Annotated in this window: 25 protein-coding genes; 16 read left to right on the forward strand and 9 right to left on the reverse strand. The window is 64.7% G+C overall.

Translation table 11 applies throughout. The features are described 5' to 3' along the window. Nucleotides 1-881 (reverse strand): TPM domain-containing protein (locus Q7T26_06445; GenBank protein ID MDO8531791.1); only part of this gene is annotated, 881 nt, incomplete at its 3' end. Between the two features lie 170 nt (nucleotides 882-1,051). Between Q7T26_06445 and Q7T26_06450 the strand changes: the two genes are divergently transcribed. The 3 genes from Q7T26_06450 (at nucleotide 1,052) to Q7T26_06460 (ending at nucleotide 4,740) form a co-directional block, all read left to right on the forward strand. Further along, nucleotides 1,052-2,797, forward strand: coding sequence for an ABC transporter substrate-binding protein (locus Q7T26_06450; GenBank protein ID MDO8531792.1), 1,746 nt, complete (start codon nucleotides 1,052-1,054; stop codon nucleotides 2,795-2,797). 68 nt (nucleotides 2,798-2,865) lie between these two features. Continuing rightward, nucleotides 2,866-3,825 carry an ABC transporter permease gene (locus Q7T26_06455; protein MDO8531793.1) on the forward strand — a complete coding sequence of 320 codons (960 nt, stop codon included), beginning with the start codon at nucleotides 2,866-2,868 and terminating at the stop codon, nucleotides 3,823-3,825. A 12-nt stretch (nucleotides 3,826-3,837) separates the two neighbouring features. Continuing rightward, on the forward strand, nucleotides 3,838-4,740 hold the full coding sequence (locus Q7T26_06460; GenBank protein MDO8531794.1) for an ABC transporter permease: 903 nt from the start codon (nucleotides 3,838-3,840) through the stop codon (nucleotides 4,738-4,740). A 113-nt stretch (nucleotides 4,741-4,853) separates the two neighbouring features. On the opposite strand, the gene Q7T26_06465 is transcribed toward Q7T26_06460, so the two are convergent. Continuing rightward, nucleotides 4,854-5,429 carry a GNAT family N-acetyltransferase gene (locus tag Q7T26_06465; protein MDO8531795.1) on the reverse strand — a complete coding sequence of 192 codons (576 nt, stop codon included), beginning with the start codon at nucleotides 5,427-5,429 and terminating at the stop codon, nucleotides 4,854-4,856. Continuing rightward, a complete protein-coding gene (locus Q7T26_06470; GenBank protein MDO8531796.1) occupies nucleotides 5,426-5,917 on the reverse strand; it encodes an NUDIX hydrolase in 492 nt (163 codons plus the stop codon). Before Q7T26_06470 ends, Q7T26_06465 begins: the two co-directional genes overlap by 4 nt. 83 nt (nucleotides 5,918-6,000) lie before the next feature. On the opposite strand from Q7T26_06470, the gene Q7T26_06475 reads away from it, so the two are divergent. Beyond that, entirely contained in the window at nucleotides 6,001-6,951 is a 951-nt protein-coding gene (locus tag Q7T26_06475) for an inositol monophosphatase (GenBank protein MDO8531797.1), read from the forward strand. On the opposite strand, the gene Q7T26_06480 is transcribed toward Q7T26_06475, so the two are convergent. Beyond that, complete coding sequence (locus tag Q7T26_06480) at nucleotides 6,948-7,676, reverse strand: SCO1664 family protein (GenBank protein MDO8531798.1); 729 nt, start codon at nucleotides 7,674-7,676, stop codon at nucleotides 6,948-6,950. The genes Q7T26_06475 and Q7T26_06480 overlap by 4 nt on opposite strands. Before the next feature lie 333 nt (nucleotides 7,677-8,009). Between Q7T26_06480 and Q7T26_06485 the strand changes: the two genes are divergently transcribed. From Q7T26_06485 to Q7T26_06525, 9 genes are all read left to right on the forward strand, one after another. Further along, nucleotides 8,010-9,269 carry an MFS transporter gene (locus tag Q7T26_06485; GenBank protein ID MDO8531799.1) on the forward strand — a complete coding sequence of 420 codons (1,260 nt, stop codon included), beginning with the start codon at nucleotides 8,010-8,012 and terminating at the stop codon, nucleotides 9,267-9,269. 106 nt (nucleotides 9,270-9,375) lie between these two features. Further along, nucleotides 9,376-10,041 (forward strand): ATP-dependent Clp protease proteolytic subunit, encoded by a 666-nt coding sequence (locus tag Q7T26_06490; GenBank protein MDO8531800.1) that lies wholly within the window; start codon nucleotides 9,376-9,378, stop codon nucleotides 10,039-10,041. A gap of 72 nt (nucleotides 10,042-10,113) precedes the next feature. Beyond that, nucleotides 10,114-10,554, forward strand: a complete 441-nt coding sequence (locus tag Q7T26_06495; GenBank protein MDO8531801.1) for an Rrf2 family transcriptional regulator — start codon at nucleotides 10,114-10,116, stop codon at nucleotides 10,552-10,554. Between the two features lie 171 nt (nucleotides 10,555-10,725). Further along, complete coding sequence (gene moeB / locus Q7T26_06500; GenBank protein ID MDO8531802.1) at nucleotides 10,726-11,586, forward strand: molybdopterin-synthase adenylyltransferase MoeB; 861 nt, start codon at nucleotides 10,726-10,728, stop codon at nucleotides 11,584-11,586. 76 nt (nucleotides 11,587-11,662) lie between these two features. Further along, complete coding sequence (locus Q7T26_06505; protein MDO8531803.1) at nucleotides 11,663-12,595, forward strand: cysteine synthase family protein; 933 nt, start codon at nucleotides 11,663-11,665, stop codon at nucleotides 12,593-12,595. 203 nt (nucleotides 12,596-12,798) lie between these two features. Beyond that, nucleotides 12,799-13,980, forward strand: coding sequence for an SGNH/GDSL hydrolase family protein (locus Q7T26_06510; protein ID MDO8531804.1), 1,182 nt, complete (start codon nucleotides 12,799-12,801; stop codon nucleotides 13,978-13,980). A 90-nt stretch (nucleotides 13,981-14,070) separates the two neighbouring features. Beyond that, entirely contained in the window at nucleotides 14,071-14,310 is a 240-nt protein-coding gene (locus tag Q7T26_06515) for a hypothetical protein (GenBank protein MDO8531805.1), read from the forward strand. A 1-nt stretch (nucleotide 14,311) separates the two neighbouring features. Next, on the forward strand, nucleotides 14,312-16,027 hold the full coding sequence (locus Q7T26_06520) for a carbamoyltransferase (protein ID MDO8531806.1): 1,716 nt from the start codon (nucleotides 14,312-14,314) through the stop codon (nucleotides 16,025-16,027). 2 nt (nucleotides 16,028-16,029) lie between these two features. Next, nucleotides 16,030-16,209: a DUF5989 family protein gene (locus Q7T26_06525; GenBank protein ID MDO8531807.1), complete on the forward strand. Its 180-nt coding sequence runs from the start codon at nucleotides 16,030-16,032 to the stop codon at nucleotides 16,207-16,209. Between the two features lie 237 nt (nucleotides 16,210-16,446). Here the strand turns inward: Q7T26_06525 and Q7T26_06530 are convergent, their stop codons facing one another. The 3 genes from Q7T26_06530 to Q7T26_06540 form a co-directional block, all read right to left on the reverse strand. Beyond that, nucleotides 16,447-16,677 (reverse strand): hypothetical protein, encoded by a 231-nt coding sequence (locus Q7T26_06530; GenBank protein ID MDO8531808.1) that lies wholly within the window; start codon nucleotides 16,675-16,677, stop codon nucleotides 16,447-16,449. Nucleotides 16,678-16,837: 160 nt separating this feature from the next. Next, entirely contained in the window at nucleotides 16,838-17,026 is a 189-nt protein-coding gene (gene rpsU / locus Q7T26_06535) for a 30S ribosomal protein S21 (GenBank protein ID MDO8531809.1), read from the reverse strand. Between the two features lie 200 nt (nucleotides 17,027-17,226). Then, the gene (locus Q7T26_06540; protein ID MDO8531810.1) at nucleotides 17,227-17,538 is read right to left on the reverse strand and encodes a zinc-ribbon domain containing protein; all 312 of its coding nucleotides are present in this window, start codon (nucleotides 17,536-17,538) and stop codon (nucleotides 17,227-17,229) included. Between the two features lie 302 nt (nucleotides 17,539-17,840). Here Q7T26_06540 and Q7T26_06545 point away from each other — a divergent pair, with 302 nt between their 5' ends. Continuing rightward, nucleotides 17,841-19,028 carry an aminotransferase class V-fold PLP-dependent enzyme gene (locus Q7T26_06545; GenBank protein MDO8531811.1) on the forward strand — a complete coding sequence of 396 codons (1,188 nt, stop codon included), beginning with the start codon at nucleotides 17,841-17,843 and terminating at the stop codon, nucleotides 19,026-19,028. A 136-nt stretch (nucleotides 19,029-19,164) separates the two neighbouring features. On the opposite strand, the gene Q7T26_06550 is transcribed toward Q7T26_06545, so the two are convergent. Together Q7T26_06550 and Q7T26_06555 are read right to left on the reverse strand one after the other, a co-directional pair. Beyond that, nucleotides 19,165-19,929 (reverse strand): hypothetical protein, encoded by a 765-nt coding sequence (locus tag Q7T26_06550; protein MDO8531812.1) that lies wholly within the window; start codon nucleotides 19,927-19,929, stop codon nucleotides 19,165-19,167. Continuing rightward, the gene (locus tag Q7T26_06555) at nucleotides 19,926-21,800 is read right to left on the reverse strand and encodes an ABC transporter ATP-binding protein (GenBank protein ID MDO8531813.1); all 1,875 of its coding nucleotides are present in this window, start codon (nucleotides 21,798-21,800) and stop codon (nucleotides 19,926-19,928) included. The genes Q7T26_06550 and Q7T26_06555 overlap by 4 nt, the downstream gene beginning before the upstream one ends. A 575-nt stretch (nucleotides 21,801-22,375) precedes the next feature. Here Q7T26_06555 and Q7T26_06560 point away from each other — a divergent pair. Together Q7T26_06560 and glnA are read left to right on the forward strand one after the other, a co-directional pair. Beyond that, nucleotides 22,376-23,122, forward strand: a complete 747-nt coding sequence (locus tag Q7T26_06560) for a type 1 glutamine amidotransferase (GenBank protein MDO8531814.1) — start codon at nucleotides 22,376-22,378, stop codon at nucleotides 23,120-23,122. Nucleotides 23,123-23,217: 95 nt separating this feature from the next. Beyond that, entirely contained in the window at nucleotides 23,218-24,669 is a 1,452-nt protein-coding gene (gene glnA / locus Q7T26_06565; protein MDO8531815.1) for a type I glutamate--ammonia ligase, read from the forward strand. The last annotated feature ends 120 nt before the right edge of the window (nucleotides 24,670-24,789 follow it).

The following is a 24,789-nucleotide window of genomic DNA, read 5'->3' on the forward strand; positions in this document are numbered from 1 at the left end:
CCCCCGAACCCGCCGCCACCACCGCCGAAGCCGCCCCCCATCCACGGGCCGCCCCGGAAGCCTCCGCGGCTGCCCCAGAAGCCCGTGGGGCGCCCGCTCTGGACCTGCGTCTTGTATGTCTTGGTGAGCACCCAGTCGAAGGCCGCGCCCAAGAGCGCCGTCGCCACGACCGCCATGCCCAGGGCCAGAACGCCGCCGATGAGCAGCCCGACGAGCGCGCCGACGGCTCCGCCCCAGATCGTTCCCAGCCACACGGTCTTGCTGCGGGCCATGAACCCCGCCATGTACACTGTTACGAGGGCGATGGGCCAGAACACCCATAGCCAGTCGCCGAGTCCGCTCTTGACAGGGTTCTCCTCCAGCGGCGCGGGAGGTGCGCCGGAGCGGACGTAGCCCTCCAGGGACGCGACCGCCGCCGTGACGCCTCCGTCGTAGTCGCCCTCTCGGAAGCGAGGGAGGACCTGATTGCGAATGATCTGGCTGGCGCGGGCGTCGGTGATGACCGGCTCCAGGCCGTAGCCGACCTCAATGCGCACGTCGCGTTCGTTCGGCGCGACCAGCAGCAGGACGCCGTTGTCCGTGCCCTTCTTGCCGATCCTCCACTGCTCGAAGAGCCGCACCGCGTAGTCGTCCACAGTGGTCCCGTCCAGGGAGGGCGCCGTGACCACGACGACCTCCGCCGTGGTGTCCTGCTGTATTTGTCGCAGCGTCTGCTCCAGCCCCTGCCGTGCCTGCGGCGACAGCACGTTCGCGAAGTCATTGACATAGCCTGTGGGGTTCGGTAAGCCCTGGGCAAGCGCTGCCATCGGCAGCAGGGCCGCGAGGAGGAGCGCGGCAAGCATGGCGGAGGCCACCCCGAAGCGTCGTAGTGTAGTGCTCATGTCCTCATGATATGCCCTGCGCGGCGGCGACGCAAAGGAGCACGCAGATTGACATAGGCGGGTCGGCGCGCGTACCATAGCCACGCGAGCAGGCCTTTGCGGACATGGCGCCAGGTCTCTTTTCGTCGGCAGACTCACGCACGTCGTACAGACAGATGGAGGTTCGACTCATGCACGTCCACTGGCCCCAATCTCCTGTTGTCGCATCCATCGCAGCCCTGACGCTTCTCCTGGCGGCTTGCGCGCCCGCGGCAAGCCCTGCTCCGGCTCCCGCAGCCCCTGTTGCTCCCGCCGCGCCCGTCGCGGTGCCCACGCCGACGCCGGCAATCCTGCGCCCCGTGCCTATCGCGCCGACGCCCGCGCCCGCGGCGGCTCCGGCGACACCGACTCCCAGTTCCGCGGCACGGCGCGGCGGCGTCCTGGTCGCCTACACCGCAGACCTGGGGCGCACGCTGGACCCCGCGCAGGAGAGCAGCGCCGTCAACCAGCCGGTCTTTGCCTCCGCGTTCAACCGACTGACGCGCATTGACGCCAGCCGCCTGCCCAAGGAGCGCGTGCTCATCGGCGACCTGGCGGAGAGCTGGGAGGCGAAGGCGGGCGGCACGGAGTGGCAGTTCAAGCTGCGCGACGGCGTCACCTGGAGCGACGGGAAGCCGTTCACGTCCGCCGATGTGAAGGCCACCCTGGACAGGATTATGAAGCCCACGGGTGGCATACAACCGAACTTCACGAGCGTTTTGAAAATCATAACCGCTGTCGATGTCCCGGACGCGCGCACGGTTATCATCAAGACGAGCAAACCCGCGCCGTGGCTGGGCGAGGTGCTGATGCAACCGCCGGCGTCCATCGTGCCGGCGCACATCGTTGCGGCTGACCAGAAGGCGCTGGAGAACAAGCCCGTGGGCACCGGCGCCTTCATGTTCAAGGACTGGCGCAAAGGCGTCTCCGTGGAGTGGACGCGCAACGACAACTACTGGAACAAGCCGTATCCCTATTTGGACGGCGTGAAATGGGTTGAGATCAAGGAGGCGTCCACTCAGTTCGCCGCGTTCCGCACGGGCCGCGTGCATTTCACCGGCTTCGCCACGCGTGGCCTGGAAGTGTCCGAGATCAGGACGCTGAAGAAGGAGATGCCGGACGCGCGTATCAGCGAGTATTCCAGCACCTCCATCTGGATTTTGTGGATGAACAACAAGAGTGGCCCGTTCAAGGATGCGCGTGTGCGGCAGGCCGTCGCCAAGGCGGTCAACCAGAAGGAAGTCATTGACATCGCGCTGGAAGGCGCCGGCTTCCAATCCGACTTCTCCGGTGACATCTCTCTGGCCTGGGCGCTTCCCAAGGCGGAGCAGGACAAGATACCGGCCATCCGCGGTCCCAGCGATAAGGACATCGCCGAAGCGAAGGCGTTGATGAAGGATGCGGGCTACGGCAACGGCCTGACGGTCAACTGGCTGGTCGCGGACCGGCCCGTGTACGTGTCTCGTTACGCGGTACTGTCCGACCAGTTGAGCAAGATAGGCATCAAGACGACGACGAAGACTGCCGCCTATCCCAGCGAGTATGTCCCCGCGCTGCGCGAAGGCAAGTTCGACATGTCGGACAGCGCTGCGGTGGCCGCCATGTACGACCCGAGCGCACTGCTGGACCCGTGGATGAAGGGCGGGCTGGAAAACCGCTCCGGATTTGAGGACGCCAAGATCGCCGAGCTGTTCGACAAGCAGGGATCCATCACGGACCCCGTGGAGCGGAAGAAGCTGATGGACCAGGCGCAGTTGCGCCTGTGGGAACTGGCGCCCTCCGTTCCCATCTCTATCGCCAAGTACTTCCTCGCCCTCCGTCCCGAGGTGCAGGGCTGGACGCACCCCGGCGTCCTGCGGGACAACTACATGCTGGAGACCATCTGGTTCAAGCAGTAGGTCGTGGGAAGGAGTGGGCCGCGCGGCCCACTCCTTCTTGACCAAGTTTCTCCCCGGAGCGGCAGCGCATGCATCGGTACATCATCCGCAGGCTCCTTCTGTTCATTCCGACCATTGTCCTCGTCTCGCTCCTGGTGTTCGGCCTGCTGCGCGTGCTGCCCGGCGACGTCGCGGTGCTCATCCTGGCGGGTTCGAGCGGCGAAGGGCACTACACGCAGGAAGAGCTGGCGCGGGTGCGCGTTGAGTTGGGGCTGAACGAGCCGCTCCACATTCAGTACGGCCAGTGGCTTCTGCAGCTCGCGCGTCTCGACCTGGGGAAGTCGCTGTACAACGATGTGCCGGTGGCCGAGGAGCTGGTCCAGCGGGCGCCCGTCACGCTGGAGCTTGCCCTCGTGGCGCTGGTCGTGTCGCTCATCGTGGCGCTGCCGCTGGGCGTGCTGATGGCGCTGCGGCAGGACTCCGCGCCGGACTACATCCTGCGCATGGTGAGCATTGGAGGGCTGACCTTCCCTCCGTTCTGGACGGGCAGCCTCATCATTCTGGCGTTGGTGCTCGTCTTCCGCTGGACGCCTCCCGTGGGCTGGAGTGCTCCGTGGGAGGACCTTTGGCGCAACGCGCAGATTGTGGTGTTCCCGTCGCTGACGATGGGCTACTTTTACGCGGCGCTCGTGGCGCGGATGACGCGGTCGCAGATGCTGGAGGTGCTGCGGCAGGACTACGTCCGCACGGCATGGGCCAAGGGCCTGCGGGAGCGGGCCGTCGTCGTCAGGCACGCGCTGCGCAATGCGCTGCTGCCCGTCGTCACGGTCAGCGCCTTCCAGTTCGGCAACCTGCTCGGCGGGACGGTGATCATGGAGTGGCTGTTCACGTTGCCGGGCATAGGCAGCGGACTCATCACCAGCCTGTCGAACCGGGACTATCCGTTCGTGCAGACGACGGTGGTGCTCATCGCTATGGCGTTCCTCTCGATCAACCTGCTCGTGGACCTGCTGTACGGGCTGCTTGACCCGCGCATCCGGTATCAATAGGGCTGAACGGCGATGGCGATATCCACCGACCTGAGTGCGTCTGTCTTTCCCCGCCATGCGGGGCGACGCGGCGGCGTCTGGCGCGGCCTGGGACGCTTCATGCGGGCCAAGCCGCTGGGGGCCATCGGCGCGGCGATGATCGTGGCGCTGGTCGCGGTGGCGGCGCTCGCGTCGGTCATCGCCCCGTACGACCCCATCGCCATCCTGCGCGGGCGGATGTTCCTCCCGCCGCAGGCGGGGAACATCCTGGGCACGGACAACCTGGGCCGCGACCAGCTCAGCCGCATCTTGTGGGGCGCGCAGGTGTCGCTGTACGTGGGCATCGGCGCGGTGGCCGTGGGCACGACGCTTGGCGCGGTGGTGGGGCTGGTGAGCTCGTACGTGGGCGGGGTGTTCGACGCCCTGGTGCAGCGCGTCATTGACGCCGTCATGGCGTTCCCCATCCTCGTGCTGGCGCTGGTGATCGCCTCCGTGCTGGGGCCGTCGGTCAACAACGTGCTGCTGGCGATTGCGATTGTGCTTGTCCCGCAGGCGAGCCGCATCGTCCGCTCGGCGGGTCTGGGGGTGAAGGAGGCGCAGTTCGTGGAGGCCGCGCGCGCGCTGGGGGCGTCTCCGCTGCGTATCATGGCGCTGCACATTCTGCCGCAGTGCGTTGCGCCGTACCTGATCGTCGCGACCGCCGCGGTGGGCAACGCCATCATCGTGGAGGCGTCCATCAGCTTCGTGGGCGCGGGGCCGCCGCCGCCGACCGCCACGTGGGGGAACATGCTGTCCGGCGCGGCGCGGCAGTACGCGGAGCGCGCGCCGTGGCTGGTGGTCTATCCCGGCGCAGCCATCACGCTGGCGGTGTTCGGGTTCAATCTCCTCGGCGACGCGCTGCGGGACGTGCTGGACCCGCGCCTGCGGGGGCGGTGACCTTACCCCGTGGCCCCCTCCGGCCTCGACCGCGCTCTGTCACCCTGTGTACTTCTCTGATTGGGGCCTTCAGGCGTGGCGACACGCGCGCCACACGTGCCGGAACGCCGCGTTTACTTGCGTGCTTCAGCCCGCGCTGACGTCCCCGCCCGCGCCTGGGCCGTTTGCTTCCTGCTCTCCCACTGGGCGCGCGTAATCTCCATGCGGACGAATGTCCTGCCGCCCCGTGCCAGCTTGCCCACGGGTGCGAACCCCGACTTCTCGAAGGCCTTCTGGGCGCGGAGGTTCCAGTCCAGGGTGTGCAGGTACACGCGCCGCATGCGTGTGGTGGAGAAGATGTGGGTCAGGAGGGCGTTGACCGCCTCCGTCCCATAGCCCTTGTTCCAGTAGTTCCGGTCGCCCACCATGATTCCCATCTCGCACTCGCCCTGCACCTCGTTGAGGTCGTAGTACATGCAGTTGCCGATGTGCGCGCCGTCCAGTGTGTCTATCGCGAAGCGGCACCGTCGAGGCGTGGGAAAGTCCAGCTCCTCCGCGTAGAACATCAGGTACTCGGGGAACGCCATGCGAAGGGGCGTCGCCGCGTCCAGTTCGGCCAGCTCCTCGTCGGCGCGCCACGCGAAGTCGCGGGCGGCGTCCGTGATGGACTTCTCCCGCAGCACGACCTTCTCGCCGGATACAGTGGTCATACCGGAGCGCTCCCCCGCACCCGTTCCACGGCGGCGCGCACTACCGTCGTCTCGTTCGCGTACGTCATGACGCGCAAGGCCTCGTCCACGGGGAACCACTGGACGACGTCGAACTCCGGGTCGTGCTTGTCCAGCGCGCCGCCCACGGGGCGCATCAGGTGGAAGTGGACCGTCTTGAAGCACCGGGTGCCGTCGTGCTGGAACCAGTAGGTGATGTTGCCCAACGGCGCCTCTATCTCGACTTGCAGGCCGGTCTCCTCGCGCGCCTCGCGCAGCGCCGTCTGCTCGATGGTCTCGTCAAGCTCCGGCGTCCCTTTGGGCAGGGCCCACAGAGCACCCTCCCCCCGTCCGCACAGGGCCACCTCCATGCGGCCATCCACTATCCGGTAGATGACGCCGCCGGCGGAGACCAGCCGCTCAATATAGGACGCCGACTGGGGTGAGGTGCTGGGTGACGCCATTACTTCCACGACCTTTCGACCGTCCATTTTATGCTTCTCGCAAAAGATGGTCAAGGCAAGGTCGTTCCCCGGCGCTCCAGAACCTGCTAGCATAGGCGCAGAGGTGAGGCGTGGCGGGACCAATAACTGACGAACCCCTGCTGCCGGAAATCGAGTCCGTGGCCGCCCGCCTGGCCGGCGAGGCCGGGCGGATGCTGATGGACCGCTTCGGCCAGCCGACCGCCGTTGACTTCAAAGGGAAGGGCAAGCGGGACCCCGTCACTGAGCTGGATCGCATGGCGGAGGAGCACCTGCGCCAGGGCATAGCGGCGCGCTTCCCCGGCCACAGCGTGGTGGGCGAGGAGCAGTCCCCGACGCAGCGGCCCGGCGCTTTTGTGTGGGTGCTGGACCCTCTGGACGGCACGGCCAACTTTATTAACGGCCTGCCCTTCTTCGCCGTGTCCGTGGGCGTGCTGCGGCACGGAAAGCCCGTGGCCGGGGCCATCTACGCATCCGTGGGACATCGGGGCGTGCCCGCGGTGTACCACGCCCGCGAGGGCGGCGGCATGCGTGTGGACGGCCAGCCTCTGACGCAAGTCCCGCCTCCCGACGGCAGCCGCCTGGCTGTCGTGCCTCTTCGCGTGCGACGCTCCGCCTTGCGGAGTCCCGACGGCCTCGCCTGGGAGGCGCGCACCCTGGGGAGCATCGCCGCGGAGATGGCGTACGTGGCGTGCGGGGTCTTCCAGTACGCCTACTTCCGCTCGCCGCGCGCGTGGGACGTGGCGGCGGGGCTGGTCCTTGTGCGGGAGGCCGGACGCAGCGCCATGACGATGCCCCCGGCCGGGGGCGGCTCGGCGGCACGCGGCGCTCGTCAATGGCGTCCGATGGAGCAGTTCCCCGCGATGGAAGGCCCCGAAGCCCTGGGCCCGCTTCAAAAGTGGTCCGCGCCTCTTCTGGTGGGCGAACCCGACGCCATCAAGCTCCTGCTGGAGGGCCTGCGGCGTCCCTCTTGGTGGACGACTGCATCGGGATGGTTGCGCGGTCGCAGGCCGCCGCCCCCGACTGGCCCGGAGCGGCGTTAGACCAGCGGCCAGGGGAAGTGCCGTTCGGGGCCCGGCGACGGATAGGCGCCCTTTTCCAGCAAGAAGTCCAGCCTGCGGCGCAGGGCGCGGACCTCCTCCGGCGTCAGAAGCTCCATCAGGGCGCTCGCCAGACTATCCGGGGATTCGAGCCGGGGCCGGAGCGTGCGCAGGTCGGCCAGAAGACCCGGAGGAACAGGCTCGTCGCAGAAGTCCCAGATGACCGTGCGCAGCTTGTAGCTAGCATGAAACGTCAGCCCGTGGTCAATGCACCACACCCTTCCGTCTTTGCCCTCCAGACAGTGGCCCCCCTTGCGGTCGGCGTTGTTGGCCAGCACGTCGAAAAGGGCGACGCGCCGGAGCTCCGGCAGGCGCCGCTCCCGGAAGGTGAAGTAGTGGCCCTCGGAATCGGCGTCAATGTAGAGCTGGACGGAGCCGATGCCGTACGGCCCCTCGCGAACGACTGTGGGCGGGATGGAGGGCCAGCCCAGGGCTTTGCTCAGCACGTAAGCGGCGCACTCGCGCTGGTACAGCGTGCCGGAGGGGAAGTCCATCAGGGGGGTCTCGCCGTCGCGGGGCTTGTACACGGCCTGGCTTTCGCCCTGCTCCTGGTCCACGAGAGTCAGAAGGAAGGCGTAGTTGGACCCCTCGGGCAGCATGTCGCAGCGGCTGACACGCGCGCGGCGCAGCAGCGACTCGATGTCAGGCCGGAATGGGTCCCACGTCATGGCGAACTCTTTTTCAAAAATGCCTCGCTACCTTAGCAAAGGAGGCTAGCGAGATGGACGAAGGCTTCCCTGTCACCCCGAGTCCTTCCGGAGAAGGACGAGGGGTCTCCCTCACAGAGGTTCTAAGGGGAGATTCCTCGCTGCGCTCGGAATGACAGAGCAGGACAACGACTCTTGAAAAGACCTAAACGACACATCGGAAGGCATGTAAGACACACAGCGCACGCTGATAGTATACCGCCCGCCGGCTTTGCGGCAACCGTCTTTGGTGTACACTGGCGGCATGACACCGGCCCGCGGAGGAGATCGTCTGCCTGGGGTGCTGTCCCTCGTATGAGTATCTTCGCGCAGCTCGCGCGTGCACGCCCCAAGCTGTACTACGGGTGGTGGATGACCGTCTTCGCGGTCATCACGGCCCTGCCCAACACCATCCTTTTCACAGGGTTCAGCGGGTTCCTGGAGCCGCTTCAGGTCTCCTTTGCCGCCTCCGCCGCCGCCATATCCGTCGCCTTCGTCTTCCTGCGGGCGGAGGCGGGCATCGGCACGCCCATAGCGGGCTTCCTCGTGGATGCGTACGGCCCCAAGCCCGTCATGCTGGGGGGCGGCATCGTCCTCGGGCTGGGCGCCGTTATTGTCGCGCTGTCCCAGTCGTTGTTTGTTTTCTACATAGGCTTCTTCATTCTGGCGTTCGGCGTCAGCGTCTCCGGCCCCATCGTGGCGAATATCGCCGTCGCACGGTGGTTCGACCGCTACCGGGGGAAGGCGTTCGCCGTCATCAGCATGGGGACTCCCGTGTGGTCACTGTCCATCCCTCTCGTAGTGCTTGCCATAGACACCTTTGGCTGGCGCGCCACCATGTGGGGTCTGGGCATCATCTCCGTGGCGATCATCGTCCCGTTCAGCTTTCTGTATCGGAGGAGCCCGGAGGAGTACGGGCTGAAGCCGGATGGAGTCTCTGATGCCGCACCGAAGCCGCAGCACGCGGTGCGCGGCCCGGAGGTGTCCCTGTCCCTGCGCGACGTGCTCCGGCACCCGGCTTTCTGGCTCCTGATGGTGTCCTACGGCAGCTTCTCCTTCGTTCATACAGGGTTGTTCTCGCAGTTGATTCCCATCCTGGAAAAGAGTTCCGGCGTCTCCCGGTCCACCGCCGCAGCGGTGAGCGCGCTGATTGCACTGGTCAGCCTGCCCGGCCGCCTTGTGTTGGGCACCCTCGCCGACACCATCAAACCGGGCTACATCTTAGCACTGACGTTTGCTCTCATGCTGGTCGGCGTCCTGGCGCTTGCCCTGGTCCCCGGCGATCTGGGCATGATTGCGATGGTCGTCTTCTACGGCATAGGCTTTGGCGGCTGCGTGCCCGTGCGGCACGTGGTGCAGGGGTACCTGTTCGGGACCCAGAACTTCGGAAAGGTGCAGGGGATGCTGCGCATCGCGGACACAGTGGTCGGCATTCCCGCGCCCATAGCGACCGCCCTTATTTACGACGCCACGCACAGCTACGTCCTAGCCCTGCTTATGTTCGTGGTCGTTTTCGCTCTCACAATTCCGGCAGCGCTCAGCCCGCGGATGTCGTCGGTCGCGCAAAAGGTATAGGCCGCTGGCCTCGCGTACTCCCTGAGGCCGCAAGGTTGCGCCGTCAAAGGCCGTGTGCAGGAAGGGCCTTCCCTGATAGAATGTGCTGACGTAAGGAGGAACCGACATGCAAATGCAAGTGCCGGACCTTGGCGCGATGCTCAACGAGTACATGGAGCGACGCGCGGCCCTGGACCGCTTCGGCATCTACTTCATCCGGGACATTACGGACGAGGAGGCGGAGGCTTTCTCCAAGACCATATTCCTCATGGGAGGCCAGCGCAGAGGCTTTCCAGACTCCGCCATCACCGTCTTCATCAACTCCGGCGGCGGCTCCGTGGGCGCCGGCCTGGCCATGATGGAGATGATATTCAAAATCAAACGGGACTTCGGCATCCGCGTCAACACCGTGGTCACGGGCTACGCCTACTCGATGGGCGCCATCGTCTTCCAGGCGGGCGACAAGCGCTCCATGGGCTACCTGTCCACTCTCATGCTGCACAGCCCGTCCTGGTTCGTCAGCGGGGAGGAGCACAAGATTTTCAAGGACCTGGACAAGCTGGCCACCAACTACCGGCACGTCCTGAGCGAGCTTCTGTACAGGCGCTCCGGCAAGCACAGCGCCGCCTGGTGGAAGCGGTTTATCTATTCCGGCCGCGACCGGTTCCTCGCGCCGCGCGAGTGCCTGGAGCTCGGTCTGACCGACGAGGTCTGCGACTTCGACACGTGCTACTTCGACCTCCCCGGAAGCAAGCCTGCTCCGGCCGCATCGCCCCGTATCTCGTCCCCCTAGGCGTTCTCGTTGAATTGTTGACCTTCGCGTGTTATAATTCGTGTGTTGCTAACGGTTCAAGGGGCGGACATCATGAAAGTCCTGATGAAAGTGGACTACGGCGTGCGGGCGCTGGTTGACCTCTCCCAGCGCTACGGGCGCGGGCCTGTGCGGACCGCGGAGATCGCCGCGCGCCAGAGCATTCCTGAACCGTACCTTGACCAGATCCTTCTCATCCTGCGCAAGGCGGGCATTGTCGCCAGCCGGCGAGGGCCGCACGGCGGGTATATCCTTGCCAGGGAGCCGGACCAGATCACCCTGTCCATGGTGATGTCCATCCTGGAGGAGTCGGCGGCGCCCGTTGATTGTATTCACGGGACACGGGAGTGTCCCAAGTCGGACCGCTGTACACAGCAGGAGATCTGGCGGACCGTTGAGGAGAAAGTCCAGCAGGTGCTGGCAGCCACCAGCATAGGGCAGCTAGCCCGGCGGCAGGCGGAGCGAGAAGCTCAACCCCTCTCCTACGTTTCATAACCTGAGCAACGGACATCACAGGAACGCCCAGGTCTCCGGGAGAGAATCCCGGGTTTGACATGGGCGTTCTCTCTATCTATACTCCAAGTTTGGGTAACCGAATAGCGACCCGCATCTAACTTAGTATGGTAGCCGCTCCATGCGGCTCCAGCGCAAAGCGAGGACGGCGCAATGACGACAACAACGACAAGGTTCACTGAAGATCAGATCAAGCGATACAGCCGGCACATCATCCTGCCGCAGGTCGGCGGGAAGGGCCAGCGCAAGCTGCTGGAGTCCAGCGTCCTGCTGGTCGGCGCGGGCGGCCTGGGCTCGCCCGCCGCCCTGTACCTGGCGGCCGCCGGCGTGGGCAGGCTGGGCATCGTGGACTTCGATACCGTGGACCTCTCCAACCTGCAACGCCAAATACTGCATCACGTGCATGACGTGGGCCGGCCCAAGGTGGACTCCGCGCAGGACACCATTCGGGACATCAACCCCGACGTGAAGGTTGTCCCGTACCGCACCCAGCTCACCTCGGAGAACATCATGGACATCATCAAGGACTACGACGTGGTGCTGGACGGGACGGACAACTTCCCCACGCGCTACCTCATCAACGACGCCTGCGTGATGGGCGAGAAGCCCAACGTCCACGGCAGCATCTTCCTCTTCGAAGGCCAGGCGACGACGTTCGTCCCCGGCAAGGGCTGCTACCGCTGCCTCTACCCGAACCCGCCGCCGCCCGGCACCGTGCCGAGCTGCGCCGAAGCGGGCGTCCTGGGCGTGCTGCCCGGCATCGTAGGGACCATCCAGGCCATCGAGGCCATCAAGCTTGTCGTGGGCATCGGTGAGCCGCTGGTCAATCGCCTGCTGCTCTTTGACGCCCTGACCATGGAGTTCCGCACGCTGAAGATCCGCAGGGACAAGAACTGCCCCATATGCGGCGACCATCCGACAATTCACCAGCTCATTGACTATCAGGAGTTCTGCGGCCTGCCGACGTCCCAGCATCTGGAGGCGCCGCAGGTCACCCGGGCGACCTCCCGTTAGACAGCAGTCGTCGTGCTCACAGAACTGACCAGTGTCCCGCCGCGGCGTCGCGGCGGGACACAAAGTGATATGCGCTATGCGGTTTAACAGCATCATTGAAGCCATCGGGCGCACGCCGCTGGTGGAACTCCAGCGCATGAGCCCGAAGGAATCCGTCCGCATCTACGCCAAGTTGGAAGGCCAGAACCCCTCGGGCAGCGTCAAGGACCGCATCGCCAAGTACATGATCGAGAAGGCCGAGTCCGAGGGCGTTCTCACGAAGGACCGCATCGTCTTGGAGCCTACCAGCGGCAACACGGGCATCGCCCTGGCGATGGTCGCCCGCTACAAAGGCTACAAAGTCAAGGTCACCATGCCCGAAAACGTCAGCGCGGAGCGGCGGCAACTGCTCGCCGCGTTTGGCGCGGAGGTCATCCTCACCGACGGCGGCAAAGGGACCAACGGGGCTATCGAGGTGGCCCAGGAGCTGGCCAAGGATGACCTCTACTTCATGCCGTACCAATACGGCAACAAGGCCAATCCGCTGGCCCACTACGAGACCACGGGCGTCGAAATCCTTCAGGACCTGTCCAATGTGGACGTGTTCATAGCCGGCCTGGGCACCGGCGGCACGCTCATGGGGGTGGCCCGCCGCCTCAAGGAGAAGAACCGCGCCACCCGGGTCATCGCCGTCGTACCGCCGCCGGACGACGCCATCCAGGGGCTGCGACGGCTGGAGGACGGGTTCATCCCGCCCATCCTGGACCTGTCGCTGCTGGACGGGCGCATGATGGTGGAGAGCAAGGATGCCTTCCAGACCACGCGCGACCTGATGGAGCGGGAGGCCATCTTCGCCGGCATTTCGTCCGGCTCCGTGGTGCACGCCGCCCAGCGCGTGGCGCAGCGGATGGAGAGCGGCAACATCGTGTGTCTGCTGGCCGACGGCGGGTGGAAGTACCTGAGCACGGGCCTGTGGAGCAGGGACTACAGCCAGATCAAGGAGACCACCCAGGGCAAGATATGGTGGTAGGCCCCGCAGCGACCGCCGCCGCGTTCCGCCTGCGTCTCCGCACAATCCTCCATGTCCGGCACGCCGCTGCAACACGAGCGCCTTTACGTACCACGGCCGTTCCTATACAATCGCTCTGTCTTCTCGGACGATAGTTGCGAGAAGAAGTCTTTTCAAACGTCTACTGAAGTGACGTTCAGAGAGGACTGGCGATAAAGACAAACGTGCTGAGCAAAGTCGCTCTCGCCATGATAGGGACAACCCTTGCGGTTTTCCTCGGCGAGGCCTTCTTGCGCCTCATTCCACCCTCCTCTCCAGACGCAATTGTTCAGCCAGACTCATTACTGGGCTGGAAGTACGTACCGAATACGAATGCGTTGTTACCCGCGCAAGGTAGCGAATCAGTCAGGGTGCACATAAACAGCGCGGGGTTCAGAGACGCTGAACACAGCATGGAGAAACGGCCTGATACCTTTCGCATTCTTGTGCTCGGCGACTCGATGGTGTCAGGAACTGCCGGACAGCCGGTACGTGACCAACAGTTATTCACTTCCCTCCTGCAACGCGAGCTCGGAGACAAGTCAGAGATTGTCCAAGCGGCTGTTCCCGGTTGGGGTACAGACCAGGAATTCCTATACTTCCTGCAAGAAGGCTACAAGTATCAACCTGACCTCGTTTTGCTAGCCTTTTTTATCGGCAACGATATTTCAGACAACTTTAAGCCTCTCGAACGGGCTGGCCAGCCTGTACACAAGCCGTATTTCAAGCTGGAGGAGAACGGCAGCCCGGCTCTTGTAAATAAGGCTTCAGAGAAACCTGCTGAAGGTCCAGCAAGTCTGGCGTCACAGGTTATAACAAGCCTTCGTCAACATTCCAAGGTGTACGTCCTTCTTCATGACCGCGTCTACTTACCCCTTGTGAGATTGATTTGGCCAACAAGCACGCCATTTTCCGGCGCGACGGCTGAGTGGTATTGTCGTTACTTCGCAACAGACGCGGCGAGATACACTCCGAGAGAGAGAGAGAGAGCTTTAGCGGTCACAAGGGCTTTGTTGACCGCGCTTCGTGACGAGGTAAAAGCGAGAGGCTCCCAATTTGCGGTCGTGCTGATACCTCAACACGTGCAAATATACGCAAAGGAACGGGCGCGAGTAACCGAAAGCTGCGCTGACCTCAGAGGAGAAACGATAGACTGGGATATTCCCTACCAAATGGTTGAGGGTGTCCTGAAACAAGAGGGAATAAACTACCTTTCACTTCTACCAATATTCCGCGAGCATGCCGAAAAGGGGGAAAGCTTGTACGACATTCCCGACTTCCACCTGACCCCACGTGGGCACGCAGTCACAGCGCAAGCAATCAGTGAGCAGAACATCCTTCGCGGTACTGCGCAAAGCCACCGTTAGCAGCTTCTTTACTGCGCCTTTACGTACAGCGCCCTTTCCTATACAATTCCTCTGTTGCCTTCTCGGACGTGTAACCTTCAACGAGGACTGATGAAGTCGTTTCTGCTCAAGGTCTGGCGCGGCTGGCTGTTCGTTGCCGAGAAGATTGGCAACTTTCAGGGGCGGGTCTTCTTCACCGTATTCTATTTCGTCGCTGTGGCCCCGATCGCGCTGATATTCAAGGCCACCGCTGACCCTCTTTGCATGAAGCGGCGCAACGCCTCGAACTGGCATTCACGGGAGGAGGACGTCGGGCCGCGCACCGTGGAAGCGGCGCGGCAGCAGTACTAGCATGTATATTCTGGGCATCTCCGCTTTTTACCACGACGCCGCCGCCGCGCTCCTCAAGGACGGCCAGCTTGTAGCCGCCGCCGAGGAGGAGCGCTTCTCCCGCAAGAAGCACGACTACAACTTTCCCATCAACGCCATCCAGTTCTGCCTGAAGCAGGGCGGCATTTCGTCCCGCGATCTGGACTACGTCGTCTTCTACGAGAAGCCCTTCCTGAAGTTCGAGCGCATTCTGCTGACCACTCTTCAGACCTTTCCCAAGTCCTGGGGCCTCTTCCGCGAGTCCATGCTGACATGGCTACTGGACAAGCTCTGGGTCAAGGGCCTCATCAAGGACAAGCTGGACATCCCCGCCGACCGCATCCTGTTCTCCGAGCACCACCTCTCGCACGCGGCCAGCGCCTTCCTGTGCTCGCCGTTCCCGGAGGCGGCCATCCTGACGGTGGACGGCGTGGGCGAGTGGGCCACCGCCACCATGGGCGTCGCCAGAGGCAACGACATCAGGCAGCTCCACGAGATACGCTTCCCGCACTCCCTCGGCCTGCTCTACAGCGCATTCACCGCCTTCTTGGGCTTCGAGGTCAACGAGGGCGAGTACAAGGTGATGGGCATGGCCCCCTACGGCCAGCCCCGGTACATGGACAAGGTGTACGAGCTTATCAAGGTGGCCGAGGACGGCAGCTTCTGGATGGACATGCGCTGGTTCACCTACCACCACTCGACGCGCAAGGCCATCGGCAAGAAGTTCGAGCAGCTCTTCGGCACGCCGCGCGACCCGAAGGCCAAGGAGACGATTGACCCCTACTACGCGGACGTGGCGGCCAGCATCCAGAAGGTCACCGAGGAGATCATGCTCAAGCTGGCGCGGCAGGCGCAGCGGGAGACCGGCCTGGACCGCCTGTGCATGGCGGGCGGCGTCGCGCTCAACAGCGTCGCCAACGGACGCATCCTGCGCGAGACGGGAATCAAGGAGCTGTTCATCCAGCCCTCCGCGGGCGACGGCGGCGCCGCCGTGGGCGCGGCCCTGTACGCCTACCATACCCTGCTAGGCAAGCCTCGCCAGTTCGTCATGGAGCATGCCTACTGGGGCGCCGAGCATTCGACGAGCGATACGGCCCAGTTCCTCCGTGACAACAACGTGGCCCACGAGCGCTTCGAGGACGACGAGAAGCTGCTGGACAGGGTGACGGACATGCTGGTCCAGGGCAAGGTCGTGGGCTGGATGCAGGGGCGCTTCGAGTTCGGCCCGCGGGCGCTGGGCAATCGCAGCATCCTGGCCGACCCGCGCCGCGCGGAGATGAAGGACATCGTCAACCGCAAGATCAAGTTCCGCGAGCCGTTCCGACCCTTCGCGCCGTCGGTCATCGCCGAGGAGGCGGAGACCTTCTTCGATCTGCCGAACGCGGCGTCTCACTACCCCGCGCGCTACATGCTGCTGGTGGTGCCCGTGAAGGAGGGCAAGAAGGACGTGCTGCCGGCGATAACGCACGTGGACGGGACGGCGCGCCTCCAGACGGTGCACAAGGACACCAACCCCCGCTACCACCGGCTCATTCAGAAGTTCGGCCAGGCGACGGGCGTGCCCGTGGTCCTGAACACCTCGTTCAACCTGCGGGGCGAGCCGATAGTGAACACGCCCCAGAACGCCATGAGCACCTTCACCCGCAGCGAGATGGACGCCCTGGTGATAGACCGCGTCCTGATCACGAAAGGAAAGTAGCCGTGCGCGCTATCCGTAGCTTCTTTTACAAGTTCACGGTCGTCGGCGAGCTTCTGACGTTCCTCTGGAAGCGCAAGCTCTGGTGGCTCATCCCGATGGTGCTCGTGCTGTTGTTCTTCGGCCTGCTCATGGTGTTCGGCCAGGCCACGGGCATGGGGCCGTTCATCTACACGCTGTTCTAGGCGGGGCGCGACCCTCACCCCTGGTGCCCCCTCTCCCTTCGTCAAGGGAGAGGGGAGCGAATGAGACTGGGGGGCGCAGGCGGATGAGGTATCTGATCTAAGCAAGGACTTGAATTCCGAGCGGCAAAGTACGGGATTTGTTCAAAGGATTAACGAGATAAGACACCAGGCTCCGACGGCTAGCGACGTCCGTCGGTCGCGGAGCGGGGGATGGCGAGGCGAAGCCTTGCGGCCCCGCTACCCGGCGGCGGGCGCGATGCTGCTCTTCTTCCTGCTTTGCCAGCCAAGGTTGGACCGGGCGATATCAAGCGAGAACACTCTGTGATCTTTGCAGTGCACGCAGAGCAGGGTGAGACTCCCGAGAACATCACTCTTCCAGTGGTGGGAACCCGTCCCGGACTTCGCGCACTTCCATTTCCCGTTCTTCAGGTAGGCATCCTTTTCCCGCTTTGCGTTGGAGTTGAACATAAGCTTGCCCCCCTTGACCGAAATGCTTGCCGAATGTGGGATACGAGATGATCCCACGGTACGTTGCGCACTCCTATCTCTGGCGGACCTGGTATGGGTCACAAACGATTGAGAACGGCGGGCTCAATACGCCGAGATATATAAGGGAACGTGCCCGCTTCTAGCGGAATCGGCGGACGCGGCTGCGGCGGCGCGCGGCGCGGCGCTGCTTCTCGCGGGCGGCCTCGCCCTTGGAAACGAAGAAGCGCTTGCTCTTCGCCTCCCGCAGGATGCCGGAGCGCTGGACCAGGGTTGTGAAGCGCTTGAGCAAGCTCTCCTGCGTCTCGCCCTCGCGAAGTTTGACGTCCAAAGGAGACTCCCTTCCTGGGGTCGTGGCGACTTTTACACAACAGTGCGCTAATCCGTAAACCGATTCCCCATTCCGCTCACCCTGAGCGGCTTACAAGTCAACACAAGGCTCTGTAGAGCGGCTATTGCCCGGAAAAAAACAAGGGGCTATGGACAAAACCATAGCCCCTTGTTTCACTTACCGATTTGGGCTGTTAGGCTTTACCGGTAGGACTGCTGCGGGACTTTGCGAAAGCAGTCGCTGCAGTACACGGGCTTGGTGCCGCGTGGCTGAAACGGGACTTGAGTCTGCTTGCCGCACGTCGCACAGACGGCGGGAAACATCTCGCGCCTCTGAGACTGATCGCCGTAGCCGCCGCTGCCCTGCTGGGCCTTGCGGGCGTCGCGACACGTCGAGCAACGCTTGGGCTCGTTCGTGTAGCCGCGCTGTGCGAAAGTCTCCTGCTCGCTGGCGCTAAACGTAAACGTCGCGCCACAATCAACGCAGGTGATAGTCTTGTCAGTGTAGCTCATGATGACCTCCTTCTTTCAATAGTTGGTCCGGGGAGGTCATCCAAGCCGAGGTGAGTCGGGGAGAGGAACCATCGCAGAACCACCGACTCCTATAATACTCTCTTTTCAGGGATAATGCAAGCGGAGGCGCAAGGGGCCGCGCCAGGTGAATGCGCGGCATATCTGCATTCGGCGCGGGGTTTCGGAGGCGGACGCGCGCTCCGCCACGTCACCCGCCGGGACGACGAATGCCATATTCCACGGGGCGGTCCGCGGCTGCCGTAGTACAATACTCCCATCCTTCCGCTTCCTGAGAGGGCAACATGGACGTTGACACCCTGCGCGGCCAGATTCCCGCCCTCCGGCAGGTCATCTACATGAACTGGGGCTGGTCCGGCGCCAAGCCCCAGCCCGTGCTGGACGCCATCGCGCGCCAGATGGCGTTCGAGGCCCAGGAAAGCCCGACGGCGCCCCACGTCCGCACGCAGCAGGACGATGTGCAGGCCCAGGGCACAGTCGCGTTCGCGGGCCTGCTGGGCGCGTCGCCGGAGGAGGTCGCGCTGACCCAGTGCACCACGGAGGGGCTCAACCTGGCGCTCAACGGCCTGCGGCTCCAGCGCGGCGAGCGCATCGTCACCTGCAACCTGGAGCACCCGTCCATCCTCGTGCCCTGCTACCACCTGCGCCACACCGTGGGCGTGGACGTGGAGGTCATTCAACTCGACACGGCGGACGGCCCCGCGGCCGTCCTGTCGAAGTTCGAGGCCGCGCTGCGGCAGCCGACGCGACTGGTGGCGCTCAGCCACATCGTGTATTGCACGGGGCTGCGCCTGCCCCTGCGCGAGATATGCGACGTCGCTCACCGCGCGGGCGCGCTGGTCCTGGTGGACGGTGTGCAGGCGCTGGGGCAGATGCCGGTGGACGTGCACGCGCTGGGCTGCGACTTCTACGCCGTGGGCGGGCAGAAGTGGCTCCTGGGGCCGGACGGCGTCGGCGCGGTCTATATCCGGCGCGAACTGGTGGAGCGTGTCCTGCCGACCATCGTCGGGCCGCACGCGGCGCTGGAGTACGACGCGCGCGGCCGTTTTGTGCCGGACACGTCCCGCGTCCGCAAGTTCGAGGTGTCCACGACGAGTATTCCTCTCTGGGCGGGCATGGTGGCCGCGGCCCGGCTCGTCCAGGACATAGGCGTCGGCGCAATCCACGAGCGCATTGACTATCTGGCGCGCCGCCTCCGAAGCTCACTTGCGCGCGTCCCCGGCCTCACCTTCACCAGTCCCGCCGACCCCGCGGACGGCTGCGGCCTCGTCGCCTTTGCAGTAGAAGGCGTCCCGGCGAAGGAGATAACCGAGGGGATATGGCAGCGCGTCCGGGCCGTGGGGCGCAGCGTGACCTTCCCTCTGGCCACACGCCTCGCCGTGCACGCCTTTAACACGGAAGATGAGATTGACTGGACGGCGCAGGCGGTGTACGAGGCGGCTACTTCCGCGCGGAAGACCGCGAGCGGCTAGCGTCGCGCCTTCAGCGCCTCTAACCCTTGAACGCAGCTCCCTGCCTGAGCGTCTCGCGTAGGGAAGTCCAGAGGAGACGAAGTCCCCTCTGGCGGGGGTCTGGGGGATGGTCTCGTAGCGCCACGCCAGCGTCGCCCTACAGGCCGGCGGGCGCCGACCCCTTCGGAGGCCGGTACTCCTCTACAGCCACCCACCACGAGCGGATGCCGGGCTGAGTGTCCAACTGCAGGGCGTACTCGCCCATGCCGGTGATGGCCTGGTGCTGTTGCGTCTGCTCCGCCAGGACAGCCACCGTCCCGCGCATGCGCACGCGGCTGCCCATTATGCTCTCCGTGATGAGCGCCCAGGAGAGGGTGGCCCCCGTCGTTCCGGCCATCACCCAGACAATCCGCGCCTGCTCCACCAGCCCCACGCGCAGGCGGGGCGTCTTCTCCCGCGCGCCCGTCCCACGAAAGATAGCGGGGCCGCCGTCGTCGAGCCGCGCGGGCGTCCAGAACAGGCGCTCGCGCGCCTCGACGGCCAGCCAGCCGGGCAGGCGGACCAGAGTGTCCTCGGAAGGCGCGGCCATGTCGTCGAGAGCGCAGGCCGCGGGCTCGTTTCCCAGGTAGAGAAGCAGCGACCGCAGATGGAGGGCCAGCAGCACGACCCCTTCGCGTGTGTCCGGCCCCGCCCTCCCAAGCAGCGCCTGAACAAGGCCCTGGACCTGCTCGCGCGTCGCGTGCGTCGGCGCGGCCCCGCTTGCCAGATGTAGCTGGCGCGCCATTCCCGCGTAGCTGAGCCGCGCCTCTGGCGGGGAGCCCGTCTGCGCCCGGTAGCTGTCAAAGCTCAGCAGCGACATCATGTCGTCCGGTGAGATGTCCAGGCTGTGGTAGACCGCCGCGGGCCCGTCCGAGGCGTTCATGCGCTCTGCGGCTCAAAAGGCTCCGGCGCCTGGCTGGTCGCCGCGAATGGCTCGGCGGGGGCGTCGCCGTCGTCGTCGGACGCCGCGACTTCGCTGAAGGCCATGCTCCAGAGGCGGGCGTACAGGCCGTCCTGGGCCAGCAGGTCGGCGTGGCGGCCCTCCTGCACGATGTGGCCTTCGTCCATGACCACGATGCGGTCGGCGTCGCGGACGGTGCTGAGGCGGTGGGCGATGATGACGGAGGTGCGCCCGCGCAGCAGCGTCTTGAGCGCCCTCTGGATGGCGTGCTCCGTGCCCGTGTCCACGCTGGCGGTGGCCTCGTCCAGAATGAGGATGCGCGGGTCGGCCAGGAGCGCCCGCGCGAAGCTCAGGAGCTGGCGCTGGCCCGTGCTCAGATTGATGCCCCGCTCGCCGACGGAGGTGTCATACCCTCTGTCCAACCGCCAGATAAAGTCGTGGGCGCCCACCGCTTTCGCCGCTTCTTCAACCTCCGCGTCCGTGGCGTTCAACCGGCCGTAGCGGATGTTCTCTCTGACCGACCCGGAGAACAGGAACGGCTCCTGCAGCACCATGGCCATCTGCCGCGCCAGGGAGCGGCGGGTCGCTGCGCGCACGTCGTGGCCGTCCACGGTGACGCGGCCGGCAGTTGCGTCGTAGAAGCGTGCGATGAGGGCGGCGATGGTGGTCTTGCCCGCGCCCGTGGGGCCCACCAGGGCCACCGTCTCGCCGGGGCGGACCGTCAGATCGATGCCGTGCAGCACCTCCACCTCAGGGACGTAGCTGAAGCGCACGCCCTCAAAGCGGACATCGCCACGGATGGGCGGTAGGTCGCGTGCGTCCGGCGCGTCCACAACCTCCGGCCTGGTGTCCAGCAGGCGGAAGATGCGCTCGCCCGCCACCATGGCCCGCTGGAACTCCGAGTACTGCATGGTCAGGTTGCGGACGGGGTCGAAGAAGCGCTGCACGTACAGGGCGAAGGCGACCAGCGTGCCCACGGCCAGCGCGCCCTGGAGCACACGCATGCCTCCCACGACGAGCACGAGGGCGGTGGCGACAGCCACCAGCAGCTCGACGAGGGGGAACAGGGCGGACGAAACGCGCGCGGAGTGGAGGTTAGCGTCCCGATGTCCGCGGTTCGTCTCATCGAAGCGCCGCAGGTTCTCCTCCTCACGCCGGAGGCTCTGGACAACGCGCACGCCGGAGATGTTCTCCTGCAGGGCGGCGTTCACCATGGCCAGGGCGGTGCGCACGCGGGTGTAGGCGCGGCGGGCGTGTCCTTGCCATACGGCCATGACGGCCACCAGGACAGGGATGACGGTCATGATGAGCAACGCCAACTGCAAGTCCATAAGCAGCACGGCGACCACCACCCCGACCAGGCCCAGGAAGTCGCCCACGGTCATAATGGCCGTGGTGACGAACTCCTGAAGCTGCTGCACATCGTTCTGCACGCGGGACATGACGCGTCCGACGGCGTGGCGGTCGTAGTAGCTGAGGGAAAGCTGTTGCAGGTGGTCGAACAGGCCGGTCCGCAGGGCGTACAGCACCTTCTGGCCCATGTCGGCCAGCAGGAGCTGGTGCGCGTAGGATGTCCCCGCGTTCACCAGAACGGTGACTACGAGGGCCAGCGAGATGGCGGTCAGGCCGGGGACGTCCTTTGCGGCCACGAACCGGTCAATCGCTTGGCCGATGAGCCACGGCGTGGCGACGCCGGTAAGGGTGGCGACGAGCATGAAGCCCGTGCCCCACGCAAGCTGCGGCTTGTGAGGCTGGAGGTAGGGGAGGAGGCGCATGACCACCTGCTGGTCATAGACCTTGCCCAGACGTTCGTCATCTTCCCCCCCTGCCAGGGAGCCGTGCCAGTGTGTCATACGACTCAATTATATATCCCGCACGATGACGTCCATGCCTCCGCGATGCCTGCGCCTGTGAGCAGTACCCGGTCAAAGGCCACGGTCGGCCCCGACATTGTGCGCCGTCCGGTTGTTAACCCACTCGTAACGTCGGCGCAACAGACGTGAAACCTTTCGGATTCATAATGGGCCTTGTGCTCAAAATAATTGAGGCGTGCCCCGCGGCCCAGCCGACGCCTGTCCCGGCAGTCGCCTTCAAGTAGCGCCAGACGGGGTCCGGCCCGCCGGGGCACATTGAAAAAGGGTGAGATTTTACAAACACGTAACATTCCCGTAACGCGTCGGAAAAGGACAGGGCGCACAATAGGGTTAGTAGACCCGATTCTCACTATAGCGCACCGGAAGGAGGACAGATATGGAAACAGCCATCGCTCTCCTGGCCTTCGTCGCCCTGCTCGTCACGTGGGTCGTCGCGCCCATCCGTGAGCGGAAGTCCGGCGCTTAGACTAGAACTGAAACGCGCCAGTGTGGGCCGGAGGGCGCGGCGCAAGCTGGAGTCCTCCGGCCCTCGCTGTGTCAACGAAAGGTGCTGAATGGCTGTCCTCGTCCTGCAGAACATCGCGTGCGAAGGCCCTGGCCTTCTCGCGACGGCCCTGGAAGCCAGGGGCGTTTCGACCCACATAGTGCGGATGGGGCAGGACGGATCGCTGCCCAGCATAGCGTCTTACCAGGGGCTGGTGACGCTGGGTGGGCCGATGAACGTGGACGAGGGGGAGCGCCATCCGTTTCTTCGGGACGAGGTCAAGGTGCTCCAACAGGCCCTTCGCGCGGGTGTGCCGGTCCTGGGCATTTGCCTGGGCGCTCAACTCCTGGCGAAGGCCCTGGGGGCGCGGGTGTTCCCCGCCAGGGCCAGAGAGATCGGCTTCTCGCGGGTGCAGCTCACCGAGGAAGGGGGACGTGACCCCCTATTCAGGACGCAGGGACGTTTTATGACGGTGTTCCAGTGGCACGGCGATACATTTGACCTCCCGAGGGACGCGGTGAGCCTGGCATCCTCTGCGGTCTGCCCGCAGCAGGCCTTCCGCTACGGTCGCGCGGCCTACGGGCTCCAGTTCCATCTGGAGGTGACGCCGGGCATGGTGGCCTCCTGGGTACGTGAGTATCCCCATGACCTGGCCATGGCCGGGCTTGAGGATAGAGGCCAGAGCCTGGTCGCGGAGGCGCGCACGCGCGCGCAGGACCTGGCGCAGCAGGCGGGGGAGGTGTTCGGCGCATTCGCAACACTCGTCGAAGGGCGGCGGAGCGAGCGGGTGCGTAACATGGATGTTACACGTTTGTAACATTTGCGTAACAACGCGGAGCGATAATGCAGTGGAGTCCTCAATCGCCTCCGCTGGGACGATATAGAGAGCGCAAAAACAGGAGGTTTACCCCCATGGCAAAGGCTTCCGCCACGACGTCAAAGAAAACGCCCGCGCAGGTGATTGAGTTCTGCAAGCGGAACTCAATCAACATCATTGACCTGAAGTTCCCGGACCTGCCGGGCACCATGCAGCACTTCTCCATTCCTCTGCAGGAGATGAACGAGGAGTTGTTCGAGGAAGGCACCGGGTTTGACGGTTCCAGTATCCGGGGTTTCCAGCACATCCAGGAGAGCGACATGCTACTCATCCCGGACCCGGAGACGGCGGTCGTTGATCCCGTCCTGGAAATCCCCACCCTCACCATGATATGCGACGTGAAGGACCCCGTCACCCAGGGGCCGTACAGCCGTGACCCGCGCTACATCGCTCGGAAGGCTGAGGCCTACCTGAAGAAGAGCGGCCTGGCGGATACCAGCTACTGGGGCCCGGAGGCGGAGTTCTTCGTGTTCGACTCGGTCCGCTTCGACTACACCGACCATAGCGGCTTCTACTTCGTGGACTCCGCGGAGGGCATCTGGAACTCCGGCGCGGAGAACGAGGACGGCCACAAGAACCTGGGGTACCGGCCACGCCACAAGGAGGGCTACTTCCCCGTCCCTCCCGCCGACATGCTTCAGGACTTCCGCTCGGAAGTCATCCTCAAGATGCTGGATGCGGGCCTTCCCATCGAAAAGCATCACCACGAAGTATCCACCGCTGGCCAGGGCGAGATTGGCCTCCGGTACGGCACTCTGACCCGGACGGCCGACAACCTGATGATGTTCAAGTACATCCTCAAGAACGTCGGACGGAAGCATGGCAAGACGGTCACCTTCATGCCCAAGCCCCTCTTTGGCGACAACGGGACGGGCATGCACACGCACCAGAGCCTCTGGAAGAACGGGACCAACCTCTTCTATGACGAGGCCGGCTACGCCATGCTGAGCGACACGGCCCTTCACTACATAGGCGGCCTGTTGAAGCATGCGCCCGCCTTGCTGTCCATCTGCGCGCCGACCACCAACTCCTATCGCCGCCTGGTTCCCGGCTACGAGGCGCCTGTGAAGCTGGCCTACTCCGCCCGGAACCGGAGCGCGGCTGTCCGCGTGCCCATGTACTTCACCTCGCCCAAGGCGCGACGCATTGAGTTCCGGCCTCCGGACCCCTCCTGCAACCCTTACCTCGCCTTCGCAGCCATGCTGATGGCGGGCATTGACGGAGTCGTCAACAAGATCGACCCCGGCAAGCCCGCGGAGAAGGACCTCTACGAGTTGTCCGCCGCCGAGTCGGCCAAGATCAAGGAGGTGCCGGGCAGCCTGGACGAGGTGCTGGACGCGCTGGAGAAAGACAACGAGTTCATGCTGCGCGGCGGCGTGTTCACCAAGGACTTCATCTCCACCTGGCTGAATATAAAGCGCAAGGAGTGTGACGCTGTCCGCCTGCGGCCTCACCCCTACGAGTACTTCATGTACTTTGACGCCTAGCCCAGGACATAAGGGGTCCCGGAAGGGGGCTGGAACTCCAGCCCCCTTCCCTTTTTCCGTGGCTTGGCGTTTCCCGTCACGCGCGGCCTGGAGGTACTCCTAGCTATTCTCCCTTGCGCC

Source organism: Dehalococcoidia bacterium (assembly GCA_030648205.1).
Taxonomy (GTDB): domain Bacteria; phylum Chloroflexota; class Dehalococcoidia; order JAUSIH01; family JAUSIH01; genus JAUSIH01.